The sequence below is a fragment of the Cellvibrio sp. UBA7671 genome, from assembly GCA_002483145.1.
GTDB lineage: Bacteria > Pseudomonadota > Gammaproteobacteria > Pseudomonadales > Cellvibrionaceae > Cellvibrio > Cellvibrio fibrivorans.
In genome coordinates, this window is record DLHJ01000004.1 from 93,047 (window position 1) to 113,050 (window position 20,004).

The following is a 20,004-nucleotide window of genomic DNA, read 5'->3' on the forward strand; positions in this document are numbered from 1 at the left end:
ATGCAGACAAATCTTCAAGAAATATTGATATGCCCCATATGCGGAAAGAAAAGCATTCAACTGGATAAACTTCAATGCAAAACGTGCAAATCATTTTTTTTTGAATTGAACGGAATACCATGCCTTTTTCCGTCAGGAATAAAGCAACTGCAATTATGGAATCATCTTCTAGCGAAGTTTATTGAAGAAGGTAGTAATATCACTAATGCACTGACCGAAGAACTAAATAAGCATGGCATATCAAGCGTGACAAAAAAAAGGTTGGCCGCCACTTTAAACATTCATAATATTAGTCATGACTATCTTGTTAAAACTCTTCAACAAGTCGGACTTCATCCGAAAAATAATTCTGATTATAAAGATTACTCAACCAAGGTATTTTCGAAGTATCACCAGTTACCGTTGCGCGATTGGGCTTGGTTTTCTGAATCCGCGGTTAGATTTTCTTATGGGGATCTTTTACATGATGAAAACCAACTTGCGTTAAACCATATCATCAAGCTGCTAAAAACTGTAAAAAGCAAAGCGCAAGTTAACTGCAGAACACTTGTTATTGGGGCCGGCGCAGGAAGGCTCAGCTGGGATATTCATTGTCTCATGCAACCGTCCATGACTATCGCCATGGACTTTAACCCCTTACTAAGCTATTTATCAAAATCATTAATAAGAGATAAAAATACTATAAAGTGGCATGAGAAAATTGACTTCCCATTCGAACAACTTCCAACCTTTCATGAATGGCAATTGAAATGCCCGGAGACCAACGCCGAATTGCACCAATCATGGATACCGATACTAGCTGATGCCTACGCAATGCCATTTGTACCTCACACGTTCGACTATGTCGTTACACCCTGGTTTATAGATGTAATGAGCATCGACTGTAAAAAACTCATTTTTCTGATTGATAAAATGTTAAAACCTAGCGGCTATTGGATTAATTATGGACCATTTCTCTACAATGAAAAAATACCAGAATCAGAAAAATATACGAGCGAAGAAATTAAGGAGTTATTGAGGCTTTCACATTTTCAAGTTATCAGCGAAGCGACATTTCAAACCCCATATTCTTGCTCACCATTGAATAAATGCGGTCGGATAGAACAAGTATGGGGGATGGTTGCCCAATCACCTTCCGATAGAACGCACATGAAGGGTCAATTCCAATCTTTTGAGCCAATCCATTCACAGCAACCTCCACCTTGGTTTGTGATGCCGCACCTTCCAATACCAAGATTGATGAGCACCAAAATAATTCCAGAAGCATTAACCAATATTGCCGAGCTTATCGATGGAACACGTTCTATCAATGAGATTGCAGCTCTATTAGCCTCACATCTTCCTGAAGGCTACAATTCAGAAGATGTGCTCTATGATTTTCTACTTGAGTACTTTTTTTAACATAGTAATACCCACTAAAATAGACCAAAGAGTCTAATTACTAATCCCGGTGTAAGGTCTATACCAATAGCTACTATTTAGATGAGGGATTGATTCAGCCACATCAACATCCAAATAAAAAATCCTGCGTCGGTTCGATTCCAATTGACTTAACGACTCTTTGACTCTTGGATGATTATAAAAATACCGGTCAAACTCACCGTTATCGATAAGGATTTTAAGTCCTTTTTCAATTCTCTTGGCAAGCTCTTGATTATCCGCAGACACATAAAAATATAAATCAGAGGAGTAGGCCAATAGAATATTTTTCTCAACAGCTAACGAAGGATCTTTCTTGAGACTGGCCTCATACCAAGCTTCTACAACACCTCGTGGAAAATAGTCAAAACGTTTACCCTTTAACATTTTCAGTAAAGATTTTGATTCCATTGCAGTAACAACACGCAATCCATTATCCCGTAGAATCTTCGTATCAGGCCAGTGCGCACCTTGCCCAGCCACGAAGTCTCCAAGGTCATCCAAGGTCTTTATTTTATCAAAAATTAACTGATCCTCTTTTCTGATAAGCAAAACCCTCATTCCCAGCAACCCCTTAAAAAGAGGAATTCTTATGGGAGTTAATAAAGAATTGCGATTATCGTCTGACATAGACCAAGCAACACTGTTAGAAACAAAATTTAACTCTCTTAGCAGTCGCGCTTGTGAATAGTTAAACTCAGTGAATTTGACATCGATTATTTCATTATCCTGCTTACTCGCCGTCAACGCCATATTAAGTAAGGTTACGCAGTAATTACCAGATAGTTCCGATTTCGTCGCAATCGCATTAATAGAGAGAGACTCACTTGCTAACATTAAGGAAGTGAATGTTAAAAGATAAAAGAAAAGAATAATTCGCTGCATCTGAAGTAGCTACTTATAAATTATATTGCCAACCTAAAACCCAGATAGTAGCGAGCACCAGTTTGTTCATATTCTATGAACCTGTTTTTGTACTCGGAATAAACAAATCTAGGCTCATCCAAAATATTAACTCCTTCAACATAAATACTCAGATTCGGTGTTAAGGCGTAACTTGCGTTAAAATCTAACTGGCTATATTCATCAACAATTTCCGGTCTAAATCCCTGACCAACTAAAGATTGAATATATTGATCACGATAATTGAGTGCTAAACGAGCGCTCCACTTATGTTTCTCATAAATGCCAATGAGGTTGTAGGATATTTTTGACAAGTTTTCCAAGCCGCTCTCTACCAAAACATTCTCAGCATCGATATAACTGTCGGTGTAACTACTGTTAATGTGAAATCCAAACCCGTTATCCCATAAATATTGATAAGAGAGTTCTGCCCCAACTATATCGGCTTTTTTATTATTAACTGGTTGCGTAACAGTAAATTCTTTTCCCAATATAGTTTCCTGGCTAACACCATTACTGACAAAACCGGAAATTTTTTTATAGAAAATAACCGCAGATGCAAAGCTGGTATCAGAAATATACCATTCTGTCGAAACATCAAATTGATTGGACACAATTGGGTTTAAATAAGGATTTCCTATCCTGCTTAAACGAAGCTCCCCCTCGTTTACTTCGTATTGCACATCCACACCGAGTTGCGCCAGTGACGGCCTGGCCATTGTCTTGGCTAATGCCATACGAAGTACAACATCATTATAAATATCAAAATTAATATTTGCAGAAGGCAGAAAATTTACATAACCTCGATTAACCACCAAAGAGGTTGGGTCTCCAGTTATAATGCGGTAATTACTGGTAGCATCAATAAACTCTATCCCAATAAGTTCTTGAGGATATCCTTGTGACTCAAGATCAGTAATAATCAGACGCCCGCCAACATTGCCCTCCCATTTGTTACCAGAAAAATTGGTCTGGACATAAAATGCATATTTATCCTCATCAATCAGGCTGGATCCTCGAGGGTTCAACGCAGGCAAAATCCCATTACTATATCCCTCTGGATAATTAACTCCATCCGCTGCCTGTAAAGCCTCGTAAACAGCATCTACATCAATATGAGGCCAAGTACGCTGAAACTCCCCGTCAATATCATTCAAAAAATTTTCAAAGAAAATATTGCGATTACCCGTAACTCCCAAGTGTGCAAACGAATACTTGGTGTATTGGTAGGCTTGGGGATCTGAATTTAAGTAAGAATATCGATCTTTGGACTGCCATTGCCCGTAGATGCCAGCCTCAATCGATTCCAGCATCGGCCAATTCAGATCAAGATTAAAATCAATATGGAATGTTACGGTTTTATCAGATATGTCATCCCCTTTAGTCTCCATAAAGCCAGGATAAACTTCATTGTTATTGACTTCAGAGATATCACGCCCATCAAGCATGGTTACTTTTACTTCAGGAACAGGAACCTTCGCTGTGTACTCAACTGTAGCTCCTGGAATTCTCGCAACCCAAAATTTAGTCTTTCCTCCCTCAGGGCGATTGGCTTCTGAATAACCAATATCGGTATGAACAGATAATAGTTCGGAGGCTTGCCAATCTGTAGCCCATATCACCTGGTTAGTATCAACAATTCTATTTTTAGGATCAGCTCCAATTTCCGTTTGATAGTTTTCAATTACAAAATGTGTGATTGTTTTGTGCTCATCAACCGTTACAGAACCGGGTTTGAATTTATAAAAAAAATTATTTGTCTGATAACTTGCATCTTCCGGGGTGCTATATTCGCCATAAAAAACATCTAATGACGATAGCAACGACTCATTCCACTGATACTCAATCGTGCCAACTACACCGAGCCGCTCTCTTTCGCCCCATTTAACAGGATAAGCTGTAAAAAAGGGACGGTGAAGACCTACATCATAGGCACCATCATTATCTATATCGATTTCATCGCCTGCATTGCTAAAACCCGACCCTAGGGACTGCGCCATATCAGAGCGCCAATTGCGACGGGCATAGGAAGCTGAAATCAACACACCTAATTTATCGTCAGCATACATATTACTAAAAACCCCAGAGATTTTATCGCCGCTATGCCCTGACAAAGTGTCATAGCCTTTTCCAAACGCAATCTCCGAGCGCATAAATGACTCGTCCAAAGGACGGGGAGTCTTAATCAATACGCTGCCACCGATGGCTCCTTCATCATGGCTAGCTTGTGGAGACTTGATTACTTTTACTTCCGAAATTAATTCGGCAGGAAGAATGTCAAAACTGAACTCCCGGCCAATATTATCGGTAGCGACTTCCTGACCGTTCAAAGAAACTTTATTAAACTGTTGCCCCAAGCCGCGAACGGTAAAAAATTGCCCTTCGCCGCCCCTGGTGCGAGTTATTGCTACGCCAGTCATACGCTGCAACGACTCGACGATATTAGCATCAGGAAACTTGCCGAGATTTTCTGATGAAATTACATCAGATACTGACCGCTCTATACGCTTTTCAGACAACGAATTCTTTAAACTCCAACGCATTCCGGATACAACAATTTCTTCCACTACCGAAGAAGGTTTTTGTAGCAGATCAGAATGAAGTTGAGCTGGAAGCGGAATTTCTTTATTGAAAGATTTTTTTGTAATTAATATTGATTTGGAATCTATAAATTCAAAATCCAGATCTGTATTAGTTAGAAGAATTTTCAGAGCTACCGTTGGCTCGTAACTTCCATTAAGCACAAGAGACTGCTGCTCTGCCAAAATTTCTGAAGAACTGAAAACAGCATATCCAGATTGAGATGAGAAAGTAATCAATGCCTCGCTAAGCGGTTGTGAAGGAATATTAAACTCAACGGCCTGTGAAGTCGTGCTAAAAAAAATGGATAGTAAGGATAATATGAACAGCGCGCTCGTCCTTGCTATTTTTTGATAGATCAAATCCCACCAAAAATTCGAGCTGCTCATAATCACCTTTGGAAAATTTTCAGGACTGAATATAAATCCTGGATTGGGTTAATTTTCTAATCGAGTAACCTTAAACCCTGCAATGGTTGCAGTATTTACAGGCCCCGACTTTCCTCCACTTCCACCGTAGGTAGCGTTTGTCTCTAGATAGCTCATATTGAAAAAATCGTCGAACTTAATCTGATAGACTCCTTTCTTCAGTTTCACCACCATTTCACTCGAAGGTAGGAACGGGAAAACGTCATCATTATCAGCAATATTTGGCATTTGAATAATGCCCTGATTTACTAAATCACCATCTGTATTGAAGATACGAATACCTTTAACAGCGGCTGTTACACCAGAGTCAATTGTATGTTGGCGGTTATTGTATATTGCTTGAATGGAATAACTACCGGTCTCATTAATAATCAAATTATTAACAATCAGCCGATCAGTCGGCTTACCCCAATCTATCAGCGCAGCTTTATTTAAATTGATCGAAGCTGGAGTTACCTTCACATTAGAATCGACTCTTTCGTCTGCCACTGAAATAAACATAGTAGCGTTTTCTTCATAACACATCGGCTCGGAATGATGCGACCGATTCGCGGAACTTACAAAAACCGCCTCCAGCGCATAGCACGTGCGGACATTCGATTTAAGTTTTTTTGAATCAATCCATGTATTTTCTGATACACCTGTAGCAACTTTTTCGCCATTCCGGTACACGTTATAAGTAATAGGGTCGTTGCTCTGTCCCTCCCGTTCCAACATAAAAACGAGCCTTAATTTTCCGCCTTCTATATCCAGCCGTTCTATTTCAGGAGTTACAGGCGAAAACACCGAGGCAGCAATGTGACTCATTGGATCTATTGATGGCACCATAGTTATCGTTTGCTTATTGGAGATTAGCTTGCCAAAGGTTACTTCAACTACGTTAGTCGCTTCAGTAAGCATAGACTCACTAATAGTTCCTTTCACATTTTTTCCATTTAAAACGATGCTCCTTGGCTCAAAATATCCGGGAATGCTAGAAATAGGAGGAAGTAGTAAATTTATCGATATCTTTTTACCGTGATAATTGATGTTATTGAGCTGGGCAGACGCAGATGCACCCAATTTACTGCGCAGCTCTGAGGTCAGGAACGGCGAAATCTCAATTCCCTGATCACTAACCTCATAACCGAATAAGGTTTCAGTAACCATCCCCAAATAACCGGCAGTAGACCAAAGTTGGCGGCGTGAGTTGATTGCAGGGCCATCGTCATACCATGATTTTCCTGTTAACCACTCAAGATTTTCCATATTGGATAGATGTAAGGCGGTCCCACGCATCAAAGAATTAATAGCGTTATTCGCTGCCTGATAGTTTTTGGTCTTTTTAGCTGCACGCAAGGAATAAGCTGTTACAAAGGGCCAAAGTGAACGATTGTGATAAACATATACATTAGGTTGCTGCGGAAAGTAAACTGGCACACCAAAAGGAGCATGGGGATAATTAGCCATTATTTTCGTGGCCTGATCGGCAGATGCTATGCCGTAATTTATTGCAAGAGAATTTCCCAGCATATCGAACTTATAAACTGGCGCTTGATCTTCCGCCGCACTGGTTAAGCTGGAATATAGGCCTTTATCGTTAAGCCAAAATTTGGAATTAATTTTATCGCGTAGACTATCTGCCCAAGCGCTATATTTCTTTGCTGCAGAAACATCCCCAAATTCTTTTGCCAACTTTGCCGTTAGGCTAATTGCCTGATAGTGAAGTACATTCGTCGATAGAGCTTTACTCTCTGACATACGCACAAGATTTTTAGTGATCCAAGGTGCGTAAGTCTGGGTGCGCCAATCAAGATATGATTGTTCGCCACCATAAAGTCCTTCCCGATAATCATAAATCGCCTGGCGATCTGCCTCTATTGTGCCAACTAGCGACGCGTATGCCGTTTTAGCGAAGCCTTGACGATCTGAACCGCTCAAGTTATTTAACACTGATTCGGCAGCAACACTCCAACTAACACGATCAGTGCTCACAGGCCAGCTACCGCCAGATCCAGTATCCTGGATAATCTGCATAGTATCTTTTGGTAATGAAGTGGGTGAAGTGACTCCTTCCCGGAATTTACTGGTTTTAAATAGCATTGAATCCATTGAGCGTTGAGGCTCTAAATTAGCGAGCGAAAGATTTACTGCATATGAAAGATCGCGTGTCCAAACATAATTCCATTTCTCACCTGTCTCAAAACAATTACAGGGAATGGCCTGACCTTGATTATAGTTTGCGTCACGAATGTGACTGACACTATTCAACCTCATGTCGTCAATGGTCAACGCAAATAAACCATCAAAAAAAGGGCTAGCTGTTACAACTTGCGGAGCGTCTTTTTTCTCGGTAATTGTCCTCCACTTCGGTTTATCATCCCGTTGCTGTTGAGTAGATGTGAAGGTAAACTCTCTCTCACCCAAGACCGAACCTTTGGTTGAGACTTCTACCGTTTCTACTTTTCCAGTCTTATCCAAAGGATAGGGATCAAACGATACTTTGGTAACAGAACCCGTTGCATCGAAGTGTGGTGCAGCCGATTTAGCCGCTAATGAATCCAATTTATTGAGTGATATTATGGGTGCATTGTGGCTGGTAGAAATACCAGGAGCATAATTGGGAATCTTAATCGCTAATTGGTAGACATACTGTTCGCTCACCTCAAAGCTAAGCTCACATCGCTCCTTGCAGACATTTAGTGATGCTTGTTCTCCTGACGATAAAGGCAGGCTATCAAAATATTTTCCAGCTGAATTATTTAACACGAAATTGCTAGTTCCTTTCGGAAGTACAACGCCGCCCGAATAAACGCCATCGCCCTGATAAGAGAGAGAGACCGTCTCTCCCGATGAACGCTTCAAATAAAAGTTAGCTAACGGTGGAATATCTCTCACTACCTTCAGTGTTGCTTTCGGTGTGGGTCCAGCTGCTTGTATCTGCAAATAAAAATCTAAAAGCTCTTCATCAGAAGAAGCTACTTTATCGCCCGGCAGCGACACATGGATATCTTTCATATCTGCAAAATACTGCAATAGGGCAGTCGCTACCGAATTAACAAACATTAAGCTAGTTTTATCTACACTAATTTCAGATTTGTTTTCCGTCAATCCGAACTGATGTTGCCATCCTTTACCTGTAATTTTAAATCGTCTTGGATTGTCAGCAGATGTTGGTCCCGCCTTCAAATTATTTGCAACATATAATCCTAAATTTTTGTCAAACCTAAATTCGGTTTTTTCGTCCTGAACCCAGCTGGTAAAAGTGCCCGACAAATAGATGTCGTACGGAAGCTGCTTTCCTTTCCCTAATATTGAATCCGCGTTGGCCCCACCGACAATACAACATGCCAATATAGTCAATATAACTCTCATACCGATGGAACCCTTATTTGAAAAACTCATAATCACCTCTTTTCATGTAACTCTATAAAATACTGCAAGTATTCAGGCTTACAATTCATAAATTGTTGCTTCGTAAGGTCGAAGCAAAGCGCTGGAGGACTTTTCTTTATAATTACTAGACACAACCTTGGAGTTCACAAAAGAAATATTTGTGTTCAACTTGGCAGGATCTTTAGTGAAGTTCAGAGCAATCAAAAAGGTTTTTTTATCAAGTTTTCGAGTGTAAGCATATACGGATGGGTTACTTTCATCGATGACGGTATAATCCCCGTAGATAAGGACTGGATTTGATTTCCTAAGATGAACTAAATCACGAAAATAATTAAGTGGTGAGTTCTGATTTTTATCCTGAATTTCAACATTTACGCTTTTGTAATTTTGATTAACCCTAAGCCAAGGCTTACCAGTTGTAAATCCCGCATTCGGAGATGAATCCCATTGGAATGGCGTACGCGAATTGTCTCTTGCGCTAATTTTTTGTGCTTCTATGAACTCCTTTAGATTTCCATTATTCTTTTGTAATTGTTGATACATATTTATGGATTCAATGTCTCTATAGTCAGCAATCGAATTAAATTTAATATTATTCATTGCCAACTCATCGCCATAATAATAATAAGGGGTAGCTCGCATCGTCATCAAAAATGTGGTCAACATTTTAGACGAAAGCTCCCTGAATTCTGGCGAATCGTTGCCCCATCGAGTAACCATGCGCGGCTGGTCATGATTACCCAAATAGATTGTTCCCCATCCTTTCTGTGCAAAAACGGCGTCCCATGTGGAATAGATTTTCTTGAACTCACGAAGATCGTAGCCTTTCGGATCCATGACCTTAAATTTGTTGGGTAAATATCCCAAATGAACCCCATCAAAGTGGTACAACATATCCAATTCCTTGCGCGCTGGATCAACAAATTTAAGTCCATCCTGAGGTTTAACCGCAATCCCTTCTGCAACGGTCATAATATTGTAGTGTTGCAGTACCTCACGATGCATCTCTTGTAAGTAATCATGTAATTTCGGTCCAGTTGCGTAGTGTGACAACATATCGTCAGCTGGAAACTCCGGAAATGCCTGATCTTTTGCAATAAATGGAATTACATCCATACGGAAGCCGTCGACCCCCTTCTCGAACCAAAAACGCATCATCTTATAAATTTCAGCTCGCAGTTTCGGATTTTCCCAATTCAAATCAGGTTGTTTGTCAGAAAAATAATGTAGATAGTATGCATTTGTTTTTTTATCGAATTCCCATGCATTACTTTCCACGTCGAAAAAACTGTATCGCGCTGGCGGAGTACCCTTTTCAGCATTCCACCAATGATAGTAATTACGGTAAGGATTCTCGCGAGAACTGCGCGATTGTTTAAACCATTCATGCTCTGAACTACTATGGTTTACAACCAAATCCAACACCAATTTTAAACCTCTCTTATGCATCTCCATTAACAGCTGATCGAAATCAGCCATAGTCCCAAATTCCTTCATGATGCCTTCGTAGTTACTAATGTCATATCCATTGTCATCGTTTGGCGACTCAAAAATTGGATTCAACCATATAATGTCAACTCCAAGGCTTTTTACATAATCAAGCTTTTCGATTATTCCTCTAATATCACCTATACCATTGCCATCTGAATCCTTGAAGCTACGCGGATATATTTGATATACCACACCTTCCTTCCACCATTTTTTGTTCACATTTGAAGTTGTGTTAACCTCCTCCGCACAAATAGGCTGAATAGAAAGACCCGCAAACAAAAGTAGAAGTAATATTTTTTTAATCATATTTTTTCCAATTATAAAAAACAGGTTGCCGACAACAGTCGGCAACCTCAGGAGGGATGAAAACTATTGAATTGAATAAGCTAATGTCACAGGGTCAATGGTAATTGTGTATGTTTTAGACTGCGCAACAGTAAATGCCAGGTTCGGTTTGCCGCCAGTCGATTCCGTAACTGTTCCTGCCAGGCCTGTAGTATTGCCCCAGTCTTTTCCAGTCCAGTTTCCTGTATTAGCGAACTTTAATTGGTGATTACCAGCAGATAACGCTTGCGAAAAGGAAAACTTGCCGCTGGAATATGTCATCGACTTCAATGACCAACCATTAAATGTTCCTGCAACCCACATTGGTAAAGGTTGTACTGCGAGCGCTACTATCGAGTAACTCAAGGTTGTTGGATTGAACGAAATTTTATAGTCGCCTGCCTGAGCTAAACTGAAAGAGATATTTGGGGCACCACCAGTGGATTCTTTAGCAAAACCCTCCAAGCCATTGGAATTTCCCCAATCTTTTCCTTTCCAATCCGCAGTGTTGGCGAATTTAAGTTGATGATTTCCCGCACCCAGACTTATTTGATATTCAAAATTTCCGGAGTTGTTATTAACAGCCATAGCTTTGAGCGACCAGGAATTGAAGCTACCAGCAACCCAAAGACTGGTTGGGTTAACGGGTGGATCTACTGCTATAACAGCAATTTTGTAAGCAAATGTTGAAGGACTTAACGTAATTTTATAATTGCCAGGCTGGGTTATGGTGAAAGTAACATTCGGCAAACCACCGGTGGATTCCGTAGCATTCCCTTCCAAACCCGTAGAGTTGCCCCAATCCTTCCCTTTCCAATCACCTGTGTTCGCAAATTTCAACGCATGGTTTCCAGCGCTAAAGGCCTGGGTAAATTCAAATACTCCCGCATTCAAATTCATCGCTTTTAGTGACCAATTGGAAAAGGTACCTGCCACCCAAAGTGAAGTTATCGGCGGCAAGGCATCGTCAATAACGGTGAAACTGCGTGTCGCACTTGCAGAGCAATAGGCACTGTCACCAGCCTGAAGAGCTCTAACCATAACCTCGCCAATTTGATTTCCAACGGTAACCATATCCCCACTGACAATAGCATCACCACTTAGAATGCTAAAAGCGATGGGGAGTCCTGAAGTAGCCGTTGCATTGACACGAACAGTAGATCCTGTCGGTTGATCTGCGATGCCTGCGAAATTTACAACCTGACTTATACAGCCCGCGCTGGAACTGGAACTAGAACCTGGCATCGAACTTGTTGAAGCCGAACTTGTACTCTGGGTATCAGATTTCCATGCATTCCAATTATCAAAAACATCAGCATCGAATCCTAAACGACCTATCTGATTAGCAGCCCAATTATTAGCCGCGCGCGTAACATAAACACCACCAACAGTGTAATTTTCAAGCTTAAGCCCTTTACCCTGGGTTGATTCATTTCCAATAGAAACCTTCTGTCCACCGCCATTTGAATAACGTTTGAAATCACTGATAACTCCGGGTGAATCCATATCCGTCCAAGCATCAATTTTCAAATTTTTAATGTGGATATTCTCCATACTTGAAAGAGAATAAATACGAATGGCGCAATTAACTTCACCTTCAACATAAGTATTTTCAATCATTATGTTTTTTACCCAAGTATTGGGATCAGCTCTAGTTGTCGAATTTGGATCCTCCCAATGAGAAGACGCATTGATTACGCAGGTATTAGTTTTCTTATCTTTCCACCACATGCGGCTATGAATAACGTAAGTATCTTTTACTTTTACATTTTCAAGATTTCTAGGGATCCAACCCCATTGGATGACAGGACCATTTTCGTTTTTCCAAATCACAGTATTGGTGGCCGAGGTATTATTATGGTACATCTTTAACACGTCATCGTTCGCGTGGAAGAACGAGTTGCTCAAAGTACTATTCTTATATAACTCAATACCATCAGTCTGCCAAAACCAGCTGCCGACTTGTTTGTAATTTTCAACACGCATTTGGAAGGTGTCTTCGCTGCCGTAAACAACAAAAGAATGGTAAGGAGGCTCGACTATTGTTACACCTTGCAAATCGAGATATTGCTGCGGATTGTCTGATTCAAATTGCAGCATCTTCACACAATTAGTGTGGCATTTCTCCGTAGTGGAATGCGTGTATCCATTCAGGGTATCTGCTTCATAAACATATTTTTCACCAGATAGAGCGCCATAACCTGTAACTTTATAGACTGACTGATTTTTATGAGGGAAACGAAACGCACCCTTAATATATGCGCCAGGCGCCAAATAAACCCACTTGACATTAGAGGGCAACATTGCGTGATAGTTATATGGCATGTAGTAAGTGCCAGGCCTAAAGTAAACGATACTTTCACTGATGTTATTTAGATTACTAACCTCGCCTTCTGCTGGATAATAAATTGACCCATCAGAACTTTTTGGAATCAGTCTGTTTGCTTCCTCACCCGTTAAAATTGGCTCGGCAAAAATCAATAAGGCATTCCGAGGCTCGGTGGTCACTTTGCTGCCGGAATTAGTATTTAATCTTCCACTGGTACCTGACATGTCGTTATAGGCGGTATACAGTTGGTTATTGAACTCCACTGAAAACCTATATCCGTTTGGTGAATATGGAACTTTAATTCTTACTGTTTTTGAATCAACCAATTCTTTTACAAAATTTAATGATGAAGGTCTAATAGTTACATCATTAACTGACGAAATAGTTTTTCCATCCGTTTCTGAAACATACACCCATGCCTCCTCACTGTAGAGAAAGCTTGACCAACTCATTGTAAGCTTCGCTTCAGCCGCAAATTCGGCACCATCTTCGTCAGAATATCCCCACTTAGCTTTTCCACTACGGGGGATAGACATATAAGTAAAGGAATCGTATTTGGTAGCATCGGTGGTGGTACTGACTTTAACATCGTAGTGGGTCGAGCGACGCACTTTATTATCGGCAACAAGACTGGATTCATTGAGTTCATAATTACTATGCCACCAGGTTTGCAGTTTTCCACTGCTAGCCGATTGTTGCGAATAAGCGGACATGCAAGTCAGCATTCCATATAGAATCACAACCAATTTTGCATTAGTGATTATCGTTGGCCATTTGAATAATTTGACGAACTGGTAGATGGTTAACATTTGAAAACTCCTGATTATTAGGATTATTGGATAGAAGGTGCCAAGCGATATTATTTATCGAATTCTATTCCGGCTTAGTTCAATAACATTAATTACTTGTCACCTATAATTTATACTTATTTTTCGCAGTGCTCACTCAAGTAATAAATCCGTTATTATATTTTTGTTTCCTTAATTTACTTATATAAATTAATTATTCACACTTAGAATCACTAAATTTTTTCAACTGAGTAATTCAATGTGTAAGGGTTAAATTTAATTAAATAATTTCCAGAAATATCTATAGAAAATTTAATGTTACCCCCCCCACCGGTCGTTTTTAGAGCCAAACCTGAGAGTCCTGTTGCCGCACCCCAGTCGTCCCCCGCCCAATTATTGGTGTCAGTAAACTTTATCTCATGGTTTCCTGCCTGAATCGATGTTGTAATTTGATAATTTTTCTCTATCGAACTCCATATCATTTCCAAATCACCTGGACTCCAACTTTTCCAGCTTGCACCGATCCAACGCCCCAAAGAAGGAGCGACATCCGGATCATATATGTGGATAGGATAAGATTGACTCACAGCGCAATAAACATCATTACCAGTTTGATCGATGCGGATTACTGCTACACCCGGCTCTTCTTTAGCGGTCAACGTGGCTCCACTTATCTCAGCAGCATCACCAACGCTAAGCACTAATGGCAAACCTGAGGACGCACTTGCCGTTATAACCAAGCTTTCACGTACTTTGATTTTCTCACTGACCGAAACAGTCAATTCCTGAGGAATACAACTAGGGGTTGTGCTTGCAGTAGCACTCCAAGTAGCATCTAGAGCCGTATCAAAACTAATCCGCCCCAATTGATCTTTATCCCAGAGAGGCCCAGGTTTAACTATTGGTTGCCCACCAACGGTATAGTTTTCTAAAACGATACCGTTTTCAGAACTGATGTTAACTTGCGCACCACTTTCATTTCGCATTGCTTTCATTAGATTGTATTGAGATGAATTCGGAAGCTCACTCCATTTTTCTACGAATAAGTTTTTTATACGAATATTTTCCATATTCGAAAGCGCATATATTCGCATTGCACAAAGGTTCATTCCTTCAGACCGAATATTCTCAAGCGTTATATTTTTTATCCATGTATTAGTATCTGCCTTGCTCTCCCAGTTGGCCGCTCCCGCCTCCCAACTGTTTGCAAAATTAATAAGGCAAGTATTGTGCTTCTGATCCTTCCAATACATACGGTTATGGATAACATCAATATTTTTCGCGCTTATGTTTTGCATATTGCGCGGCGACCAGCCAAACTGAATTACTGGTCCGTTCTCGTTTTTCCAAACAACTACGCCATCAACTGTTAAATTACTGTGATAAAGTTTTAATACATCGTCATTGGCATGAAAAAAAGCATTCCTCAGGCTACTTCCCGAATAAAGTTCGATGCCGTCTGTTTGCCAATACCAACTGCCCACCTGCTGGTACTCACTGACCTCCATTGAGAATGCATCCTCATTACCATAGAGCGTAAAACTGTGATAAGGAGGCTCGTTGATAGTAATCCCCTGCAGACGCAGATTTTGTTGTGCGTTAGATGATTGGAATTGCAACATCTTCACACAATCGCCATGACAATCACTTTTGCTCGCCAGACGATGCTTGTATCCATTTGTTTTATCAGGTTCATACACATACTGCTCGCCAGACAAAACACCATAACCGGTAACTTTATAGTTGGTTTTTGCATCACGAAATTGGAAAGCTCCTTTTACGTACGCACCCGGCGCTAAATAAACCCAATAGACATTGCCTGGCAAATACGCGTGATAATTGCCGTCCATGTGGTAAATTCCCGGTTTAAAATAAACAATTCCTTTATTAACATTTGATAGATTCACTTTACCTTCGGGAGGATAGAAAATGTCGTCTCCCGCAGGAACCAATTCCGAGCGTGTGCTTTCCGTATAATTAGGTTGCGCAAATATCATAAGTGAATTTTTGGGTTCACGATGAATTGCATAGCCGTTATTATTCAGACTTAGCCGACCGGTATTCCCACTATTATCGTTGTAACTAACAAACTGTTGTGAATCAAACTCCACTGAGAATCGATGCCCATTTTTTGAATATGGAACTTTTATTCGAATTGTATTTGAATCTACAAATTGCTTTTCGAAACTTAGAATTGTTGGACGAATCACTACTTCATCAACAGTTGAAATTGATGTACCGTCTAGTAAATCGACCTCAATCCAAACATCGGAGTCAAACAAAAATGATGTCCAACTCATAGACAGTTTCGCCGTCTCAGCAAATTCAGCGCCATCTTCGTGGCTGTAACCTACTTTGAGCTTTCCACTGCGAGGGATACTCATATATACGAAGGAATTCTTAAGTACCTCGGCTTGCCCTACAGTAGATACGCGAATACCATAAATTGTTGAGCGGCGAACCTTGTCGGCAGCAACTTCGCCTAAAGAATTTTGGTCTGCACTGTCATGCCACCAAGTATGCAAGCCTGGAGGGATAGAATTCGCTTGAGAACTTGATGCAGCCTCGGTGCTTGATTGTGGATTTTGAGAGCTAAGATTTTGTGCAGAGCTTTTAGTCGATGACCCCGAGCTGCCACCACCGCAGGCGGCTAGAGTCGTCGCAAGAACAGCCACAACAAATATTCGACTTATACCAATACACATAATTTTTTCGCCCAATTATGATTTTTAGTTATTAACAAAATGCATGCAAATGAATAATCATTTGGCATCAAATAAGACGTATCAAGTCGAATTTCCGCCCCTAGAAATTTTTCTATCCCTAAATAAAAAAGCCTCGATTGCAACTGAAGCAATCGAGGCCAAGGAGAGCTCGCAAGTGTGATGACCGGTTTGGGCAAACTGGAACTTGCGAACACCCTGAACGAATCGCTCGATTCAGGGCTTTACGACGGAGAGAGTCCAACACTAACAAAAGCTCATTTCCGTAATCTTCCAATCAAAAACTCAGAAGATTAAATAATGAAACTTCAACAATAAGACGATTAATGCCCTCAATTCCAATCTCTTACCAAGAAATTATTTCATTCTAAAAATTAATCTAACTGCACACCAGTATTTTTCATTAGTGTTAAAAAATTGCCTATTGAACATCATAGAAAAGTACGAAGTTAACGGGGACTGCAGTGCTGATAGACTCAATATTGACCGCCTTCCGCAACTCCTCTACACCATTAGCCAATGCATAATCAGGCGCATTTATGATAACAGGTGACAGGCTCTGAACTTGAATACGGGTAGCTGACAATCTTTGTATTGATACCCTCGTGTTAATGACTCCACTCACGCCATGCAAATCTAAATTTGCGACAATTGCCTGTATTACAGCACCACCAACCGGAATATCACTTATTTGATTACCGTTGAGATTCACGGTTACGGTGGCATTAGGAAAGCTAACCACCTCAAATAGCAAACCGCGCATACGACCGTCTCGTACAGCATTTGATGTATTAACAGTATTAAGATCAATTACTAGAGTGGCGAGTCCATTACTGCTAATGCTTCCACTAACCCCAGTGAATGTATGCGATTCAACTGTGTTGACGTTTTTTGTCGTTGCAAAACTTAAATACGATGCAGCTGGGTCAAGATTCCAGTTGCCGATAGTGCTGACTTCTGAAGTATTAATACTACTTGTGGCCGATGAGCGTGCAGAGGAAAGTGCTACTGAGCTTGATGACGAAGGAATTGTTGAAGTCGCAATGCTGCTTGAAGACTTACTCGCAGACGAAGGGGTTGCTGATGAAGGAGTACTACTTACTGCTTTACTTGAACTACTTAGGCTAACCGCTGACGATTTAGCTTGGCTTGAGCTCGATGCCCCGCCGCACACACCTCCGGCCAGTATTGGAATTTCTGCCGCAGCAGAACCTTTGCTACCATTTAAACCGAACTCCACCGCTTGGCCAGGCGGGATGCTGCCGTTCCATCCTAGATTCGTTGCGGTGTAGGGATTTCCACCATTCAAATTAGTGTTATATGCATTAGCGACGCGATCCTGCCCAGAATATTGCCAATTGACACTCCACCCATTAACAGCTACGCCACTATTGTTAGTGATTTTTATAGTTGCATTAAAACCGCCATTCCATTGGCTATTGACTGAATACAGACAAGCGGAGAATGCACTTGTAGATGATGCCGAGGCTATCAGAAAAACCCCTAACGGATAGACGTATCTCGCGAATTTATGAAAGCTATTTTTTGATAATTTATTGTTAATCATGTTATTTCCTCAATAGTAAGAATCACTTTGACCAAATGAAAATTAGTCATTTAGACAGAAGCACAACTAAAAACAATGGTTTTACGTTAGTTACAGGTTACCCTCTCTACGAGGATTAATTTTCTATTTTGTTTTTCTTTCAATACTTCTAATTGTCCCCAGCTGAATTCTATCGGTTAGCAACGGCAATTCTTCGCGCCGCAAAAAACGTAGCAATTCACAAGAGAAAATAATTGCAACTATTAAAATAGACATATAAATAGACATGATGTACGAAAAATCAACCGTATCATTCCATGGACGTGCAATACCTAAGTAACATGCAAATAACCAAGACACTGATGATACGGCACCAGACAGTGTTACCAATACTTGTTCGACAACACTTAAATTAAGTAGCCCGTGGGTTCCAGTGACTCTCGGAAAACTATAATAATGCAGAAATACACCGTTTATTGTTAAAATCAAAACCACTGTAAATTTCGCCCATAACTTTTGATTTAGCAGATATTGCTGAGGATTTTCAAAATATCCAAGTACAACTAATAGAGCTCCAGATACCCATAAAAAAACCAACGCAACGGAAACAATTCGAGCAGATTTAATTAATTCATTAATGGCACCTTTACTCAAAGGGGCTCCTCGTGAGCGAATAATTGCCAGATCTTGAATCAATAAAATACCGATGGCGACACACGCCGCCAATAAATGAGCATAGATGATTAGCGTTTTCATAATTTTAATAACCAATGAAAAAAATGTTTCAAATTTTTATTGTTATAGTTCTGCCATAAAAAATACAATTTTATGGCTAATAGTGCGTGTAGAATTAAAAAATTACTTGGCACATTGAAGCTTTATTGTTTTAGATTTGATAATGGCCTATTGAAGCTCAATATCAATCATCATTAAGACGGGGAGGATGAAGAAATGCGCCCCTAAGGGCGATGAAAATTTATTGGTGTGGTTGGACAATTATTTCTTTGGGGGGGAGGAGCGAATAAAAACCCGCCCAGACGCATCACGTGTATATGCTACAGGTAACATTTTACTTAGAAGCGCAGGCAAAGAATCAACCTGCTCAATGTCGAAAGCAATGGTTACCTTAATATTATGCAAAGTTTCATCGAGAAGCACTTGATTCCGTGTATAACGGTTTACATCATCAATAACATCACACAATCGTGCATTGCTATATACCAAGCGACCACTCCTCCAGTTAGCAACGTTCGTTGATGCAATCTTCTCCACCGGCGAGAAGTCTTCACCATCATCGCGACTGACCTGCAGACCACCTGTAACCATGACCGACTGTGTGTCAACCACCGCCTTAGTATCGTCCAGAATACTTGATACTTTAACAACACCTTCAATTACGGCAATACTCACCCGACTACTAGTGCGATTGACATCAAACTGCGTGCCAACCACTCGGATCAACGTATCCCCTGTTTTAACATAAAATGGCATCTCTCGATTCTTTGCCACCTCGAAAAACGCCTGCCCTTCCAATAACTCAACATGGCGTTCACTTGCTGTATTCCAAGCGGCCAAACGCGACTTACCAGACAGAGTAACAAGTGTCCCATCAGGTAAGTGGATTTTCTGAATTTGGGCGATACCCGTTTGATATGATTGAACATCTACCTTATTACCAAGGAAATCATTAAACAGAAAAACTGACACAAAAAGGACAAACCCTACTACTGCAAATCGGCCCGTATGGGACCATCCAATTGCAGGTTCACTATCCCTTGTCGCGCCATCACGCAATAAGAAGATTCTTTTGAAAACCGTGAAGAATTCAAACATCCACGCTTGAACATGCTTGAAAAAATATTCCACAGAGAATGAATCAATAGAGTTCCTTAAACGCCTTCCTTCTTGCGTGGTAGCCAGCTCACCCAAATCACGCCATAGCACCTCGTAAGCCCGATAGGCTTCTTGATGCTCTCTACATTCATCAAACCAATGTAAAAACGCGCTACGTTCACTTTCTGTGACCGCATTTGATTGCATGAGAACAAACCATTCGCTGGCTTGCGTATTGATTGACTCTGTGACCTTGCTGCTCATT

At 40.6% G+C, this 20,004-nt stretch carries 10 protein-coding genes; 1 reads left to right on the plus strand and 9 read right to left on the minus strand.

Annotated elements, in window-relative coordinates; genetic code table 11:
- On the plus strand, window positions 1–1,401 hold the full coding sequence (locus tag B4E62_RS05480; protein WP_331351400.1) for a hypothetical protein: 1,401 nt from the start codon (window positions 1–3) through the stop codon (window positions 1,399–1,401).
- 33 nt (window positions 1,402–1,434) lie between these two features.
- On the opposite strand, the gene B4E62_RS05485 is transcribed toward B4E62_RS05480, so the two are convergent.
- The 9 genes from B4E62_RS05485 to B4E62_RS05525 form a co-directional block, all read right to left on the minus strand.
- Window positions 1,435–2,304 carry a hypothetical protein gene (locus B4E62_RS05485; RefSeq protein ID WP_331351401.1) on the minus strand — a complete coding sequence of 290 codons (870 nt, stop codon included), beginning with the start codon at window positions 2,302–2,304 and terminating at the stop codon, window positions 1,435–1,437.
- Window positions 2,305–2,324: 20 nt separating this feature from the next.
- Window positions 2,325–5,291, minus strand: coding sequence for a TonB-dependent receptor (locus tag B4E62_RS05490; protein WP_331351402.1), 2,967 nt, complete (start codon window positions 5,289–5,291; stop codon window positions 2,325–2,327).
- A 48-nt stretch (window positions 5,292–5,339) separates the two neighbouring features.
- On the minus strand, window positions 5,340–8,714 hold the full coding sequence (locus B4E62_RS05495) for an amylo-alpha-1,6-glucosidase (RefSeq protein WP_331351403.1): 3,375 nt from the start codon (window positions 8,712–8,714) through the stop codon (window positions 5,340–5,342).
- A gap of 48 nt (window positions 8,715–8,762) precedes the next feature.
- Window positions 8,763–10,502: an alpha-glucosidase gene (locus B4E62_RS05500; RefSeq protein WP_331351404.1), complete on the minus strand. Its 1,740-nt coding sequence runs from the start codon at window positions 10,500–10,502 to the stop codon at window positions 8,763–8,765.
- 63 nt (window positions 10,503–10,565) lie between these two features.
- Window positions 10,566–13,658, minus strand: a complete 3,093-nt coding sequence (locus tag B4E62_RS05505; protein ID WP_331351405.1) for a family 49 glycosyl hydrolase — start codon at window positions 13,656–13,658, stop codon at window positions 10,566–10,568.
- A gap of 212 nt (window positions 13,659–13,870) precedes the next feature.
- Window positions 13,871–16,312 (minus strand): family 49 glycosyl hydrolase, encoded by a 2,442-nt coding sequence (locus B4E62_RS05510; RefSeq protein WP_331351406.1) that lies wholly within the window; start codon window positions 16,310–16,312, stop codon window positions 13,871–13,873.
- Between the two features lie 469 nt (window positions 16,313–16,781).
- Window positions 16,782–17,927, minus strand: a complete 1,146-nt coding sequence (locus B4E62_RS05515) for a cellulose binding domain-containing protein (RefSeq protein ID WP_331351407.1) — start codon at window positions 17,925–17,927, stop codon at window positions 16,782–16,784.
- A gap of 123 nt (window positions 17,928–18,050) precedes the next feature.
- On the minus strand, window positions 18,051–18,662 hold the full coding sequence (locus tag B4E62_RS05520) for a DUF2214 domain-containing protein (RefSeq protein ID WP_331351408.1): 612 nt from the start codon (window positions 18,660–18,662) through the stop codon (window positions 18,051–18,053).
- Between the two features lie 240 nt (window positions 18,663–18,902).
- On the minus strand, window positions 18,903–20,003 hold the full coding sequence (locus B4E62_RS05525; protein WP_331351409.1) for a FecR family protein: 1,101 nt from the start codon (window positions 20,001–20,003) through the stop codon (window positions 18,903–18,905).
- Window position 20,004 lies beyond the last annotated feature (1 nt).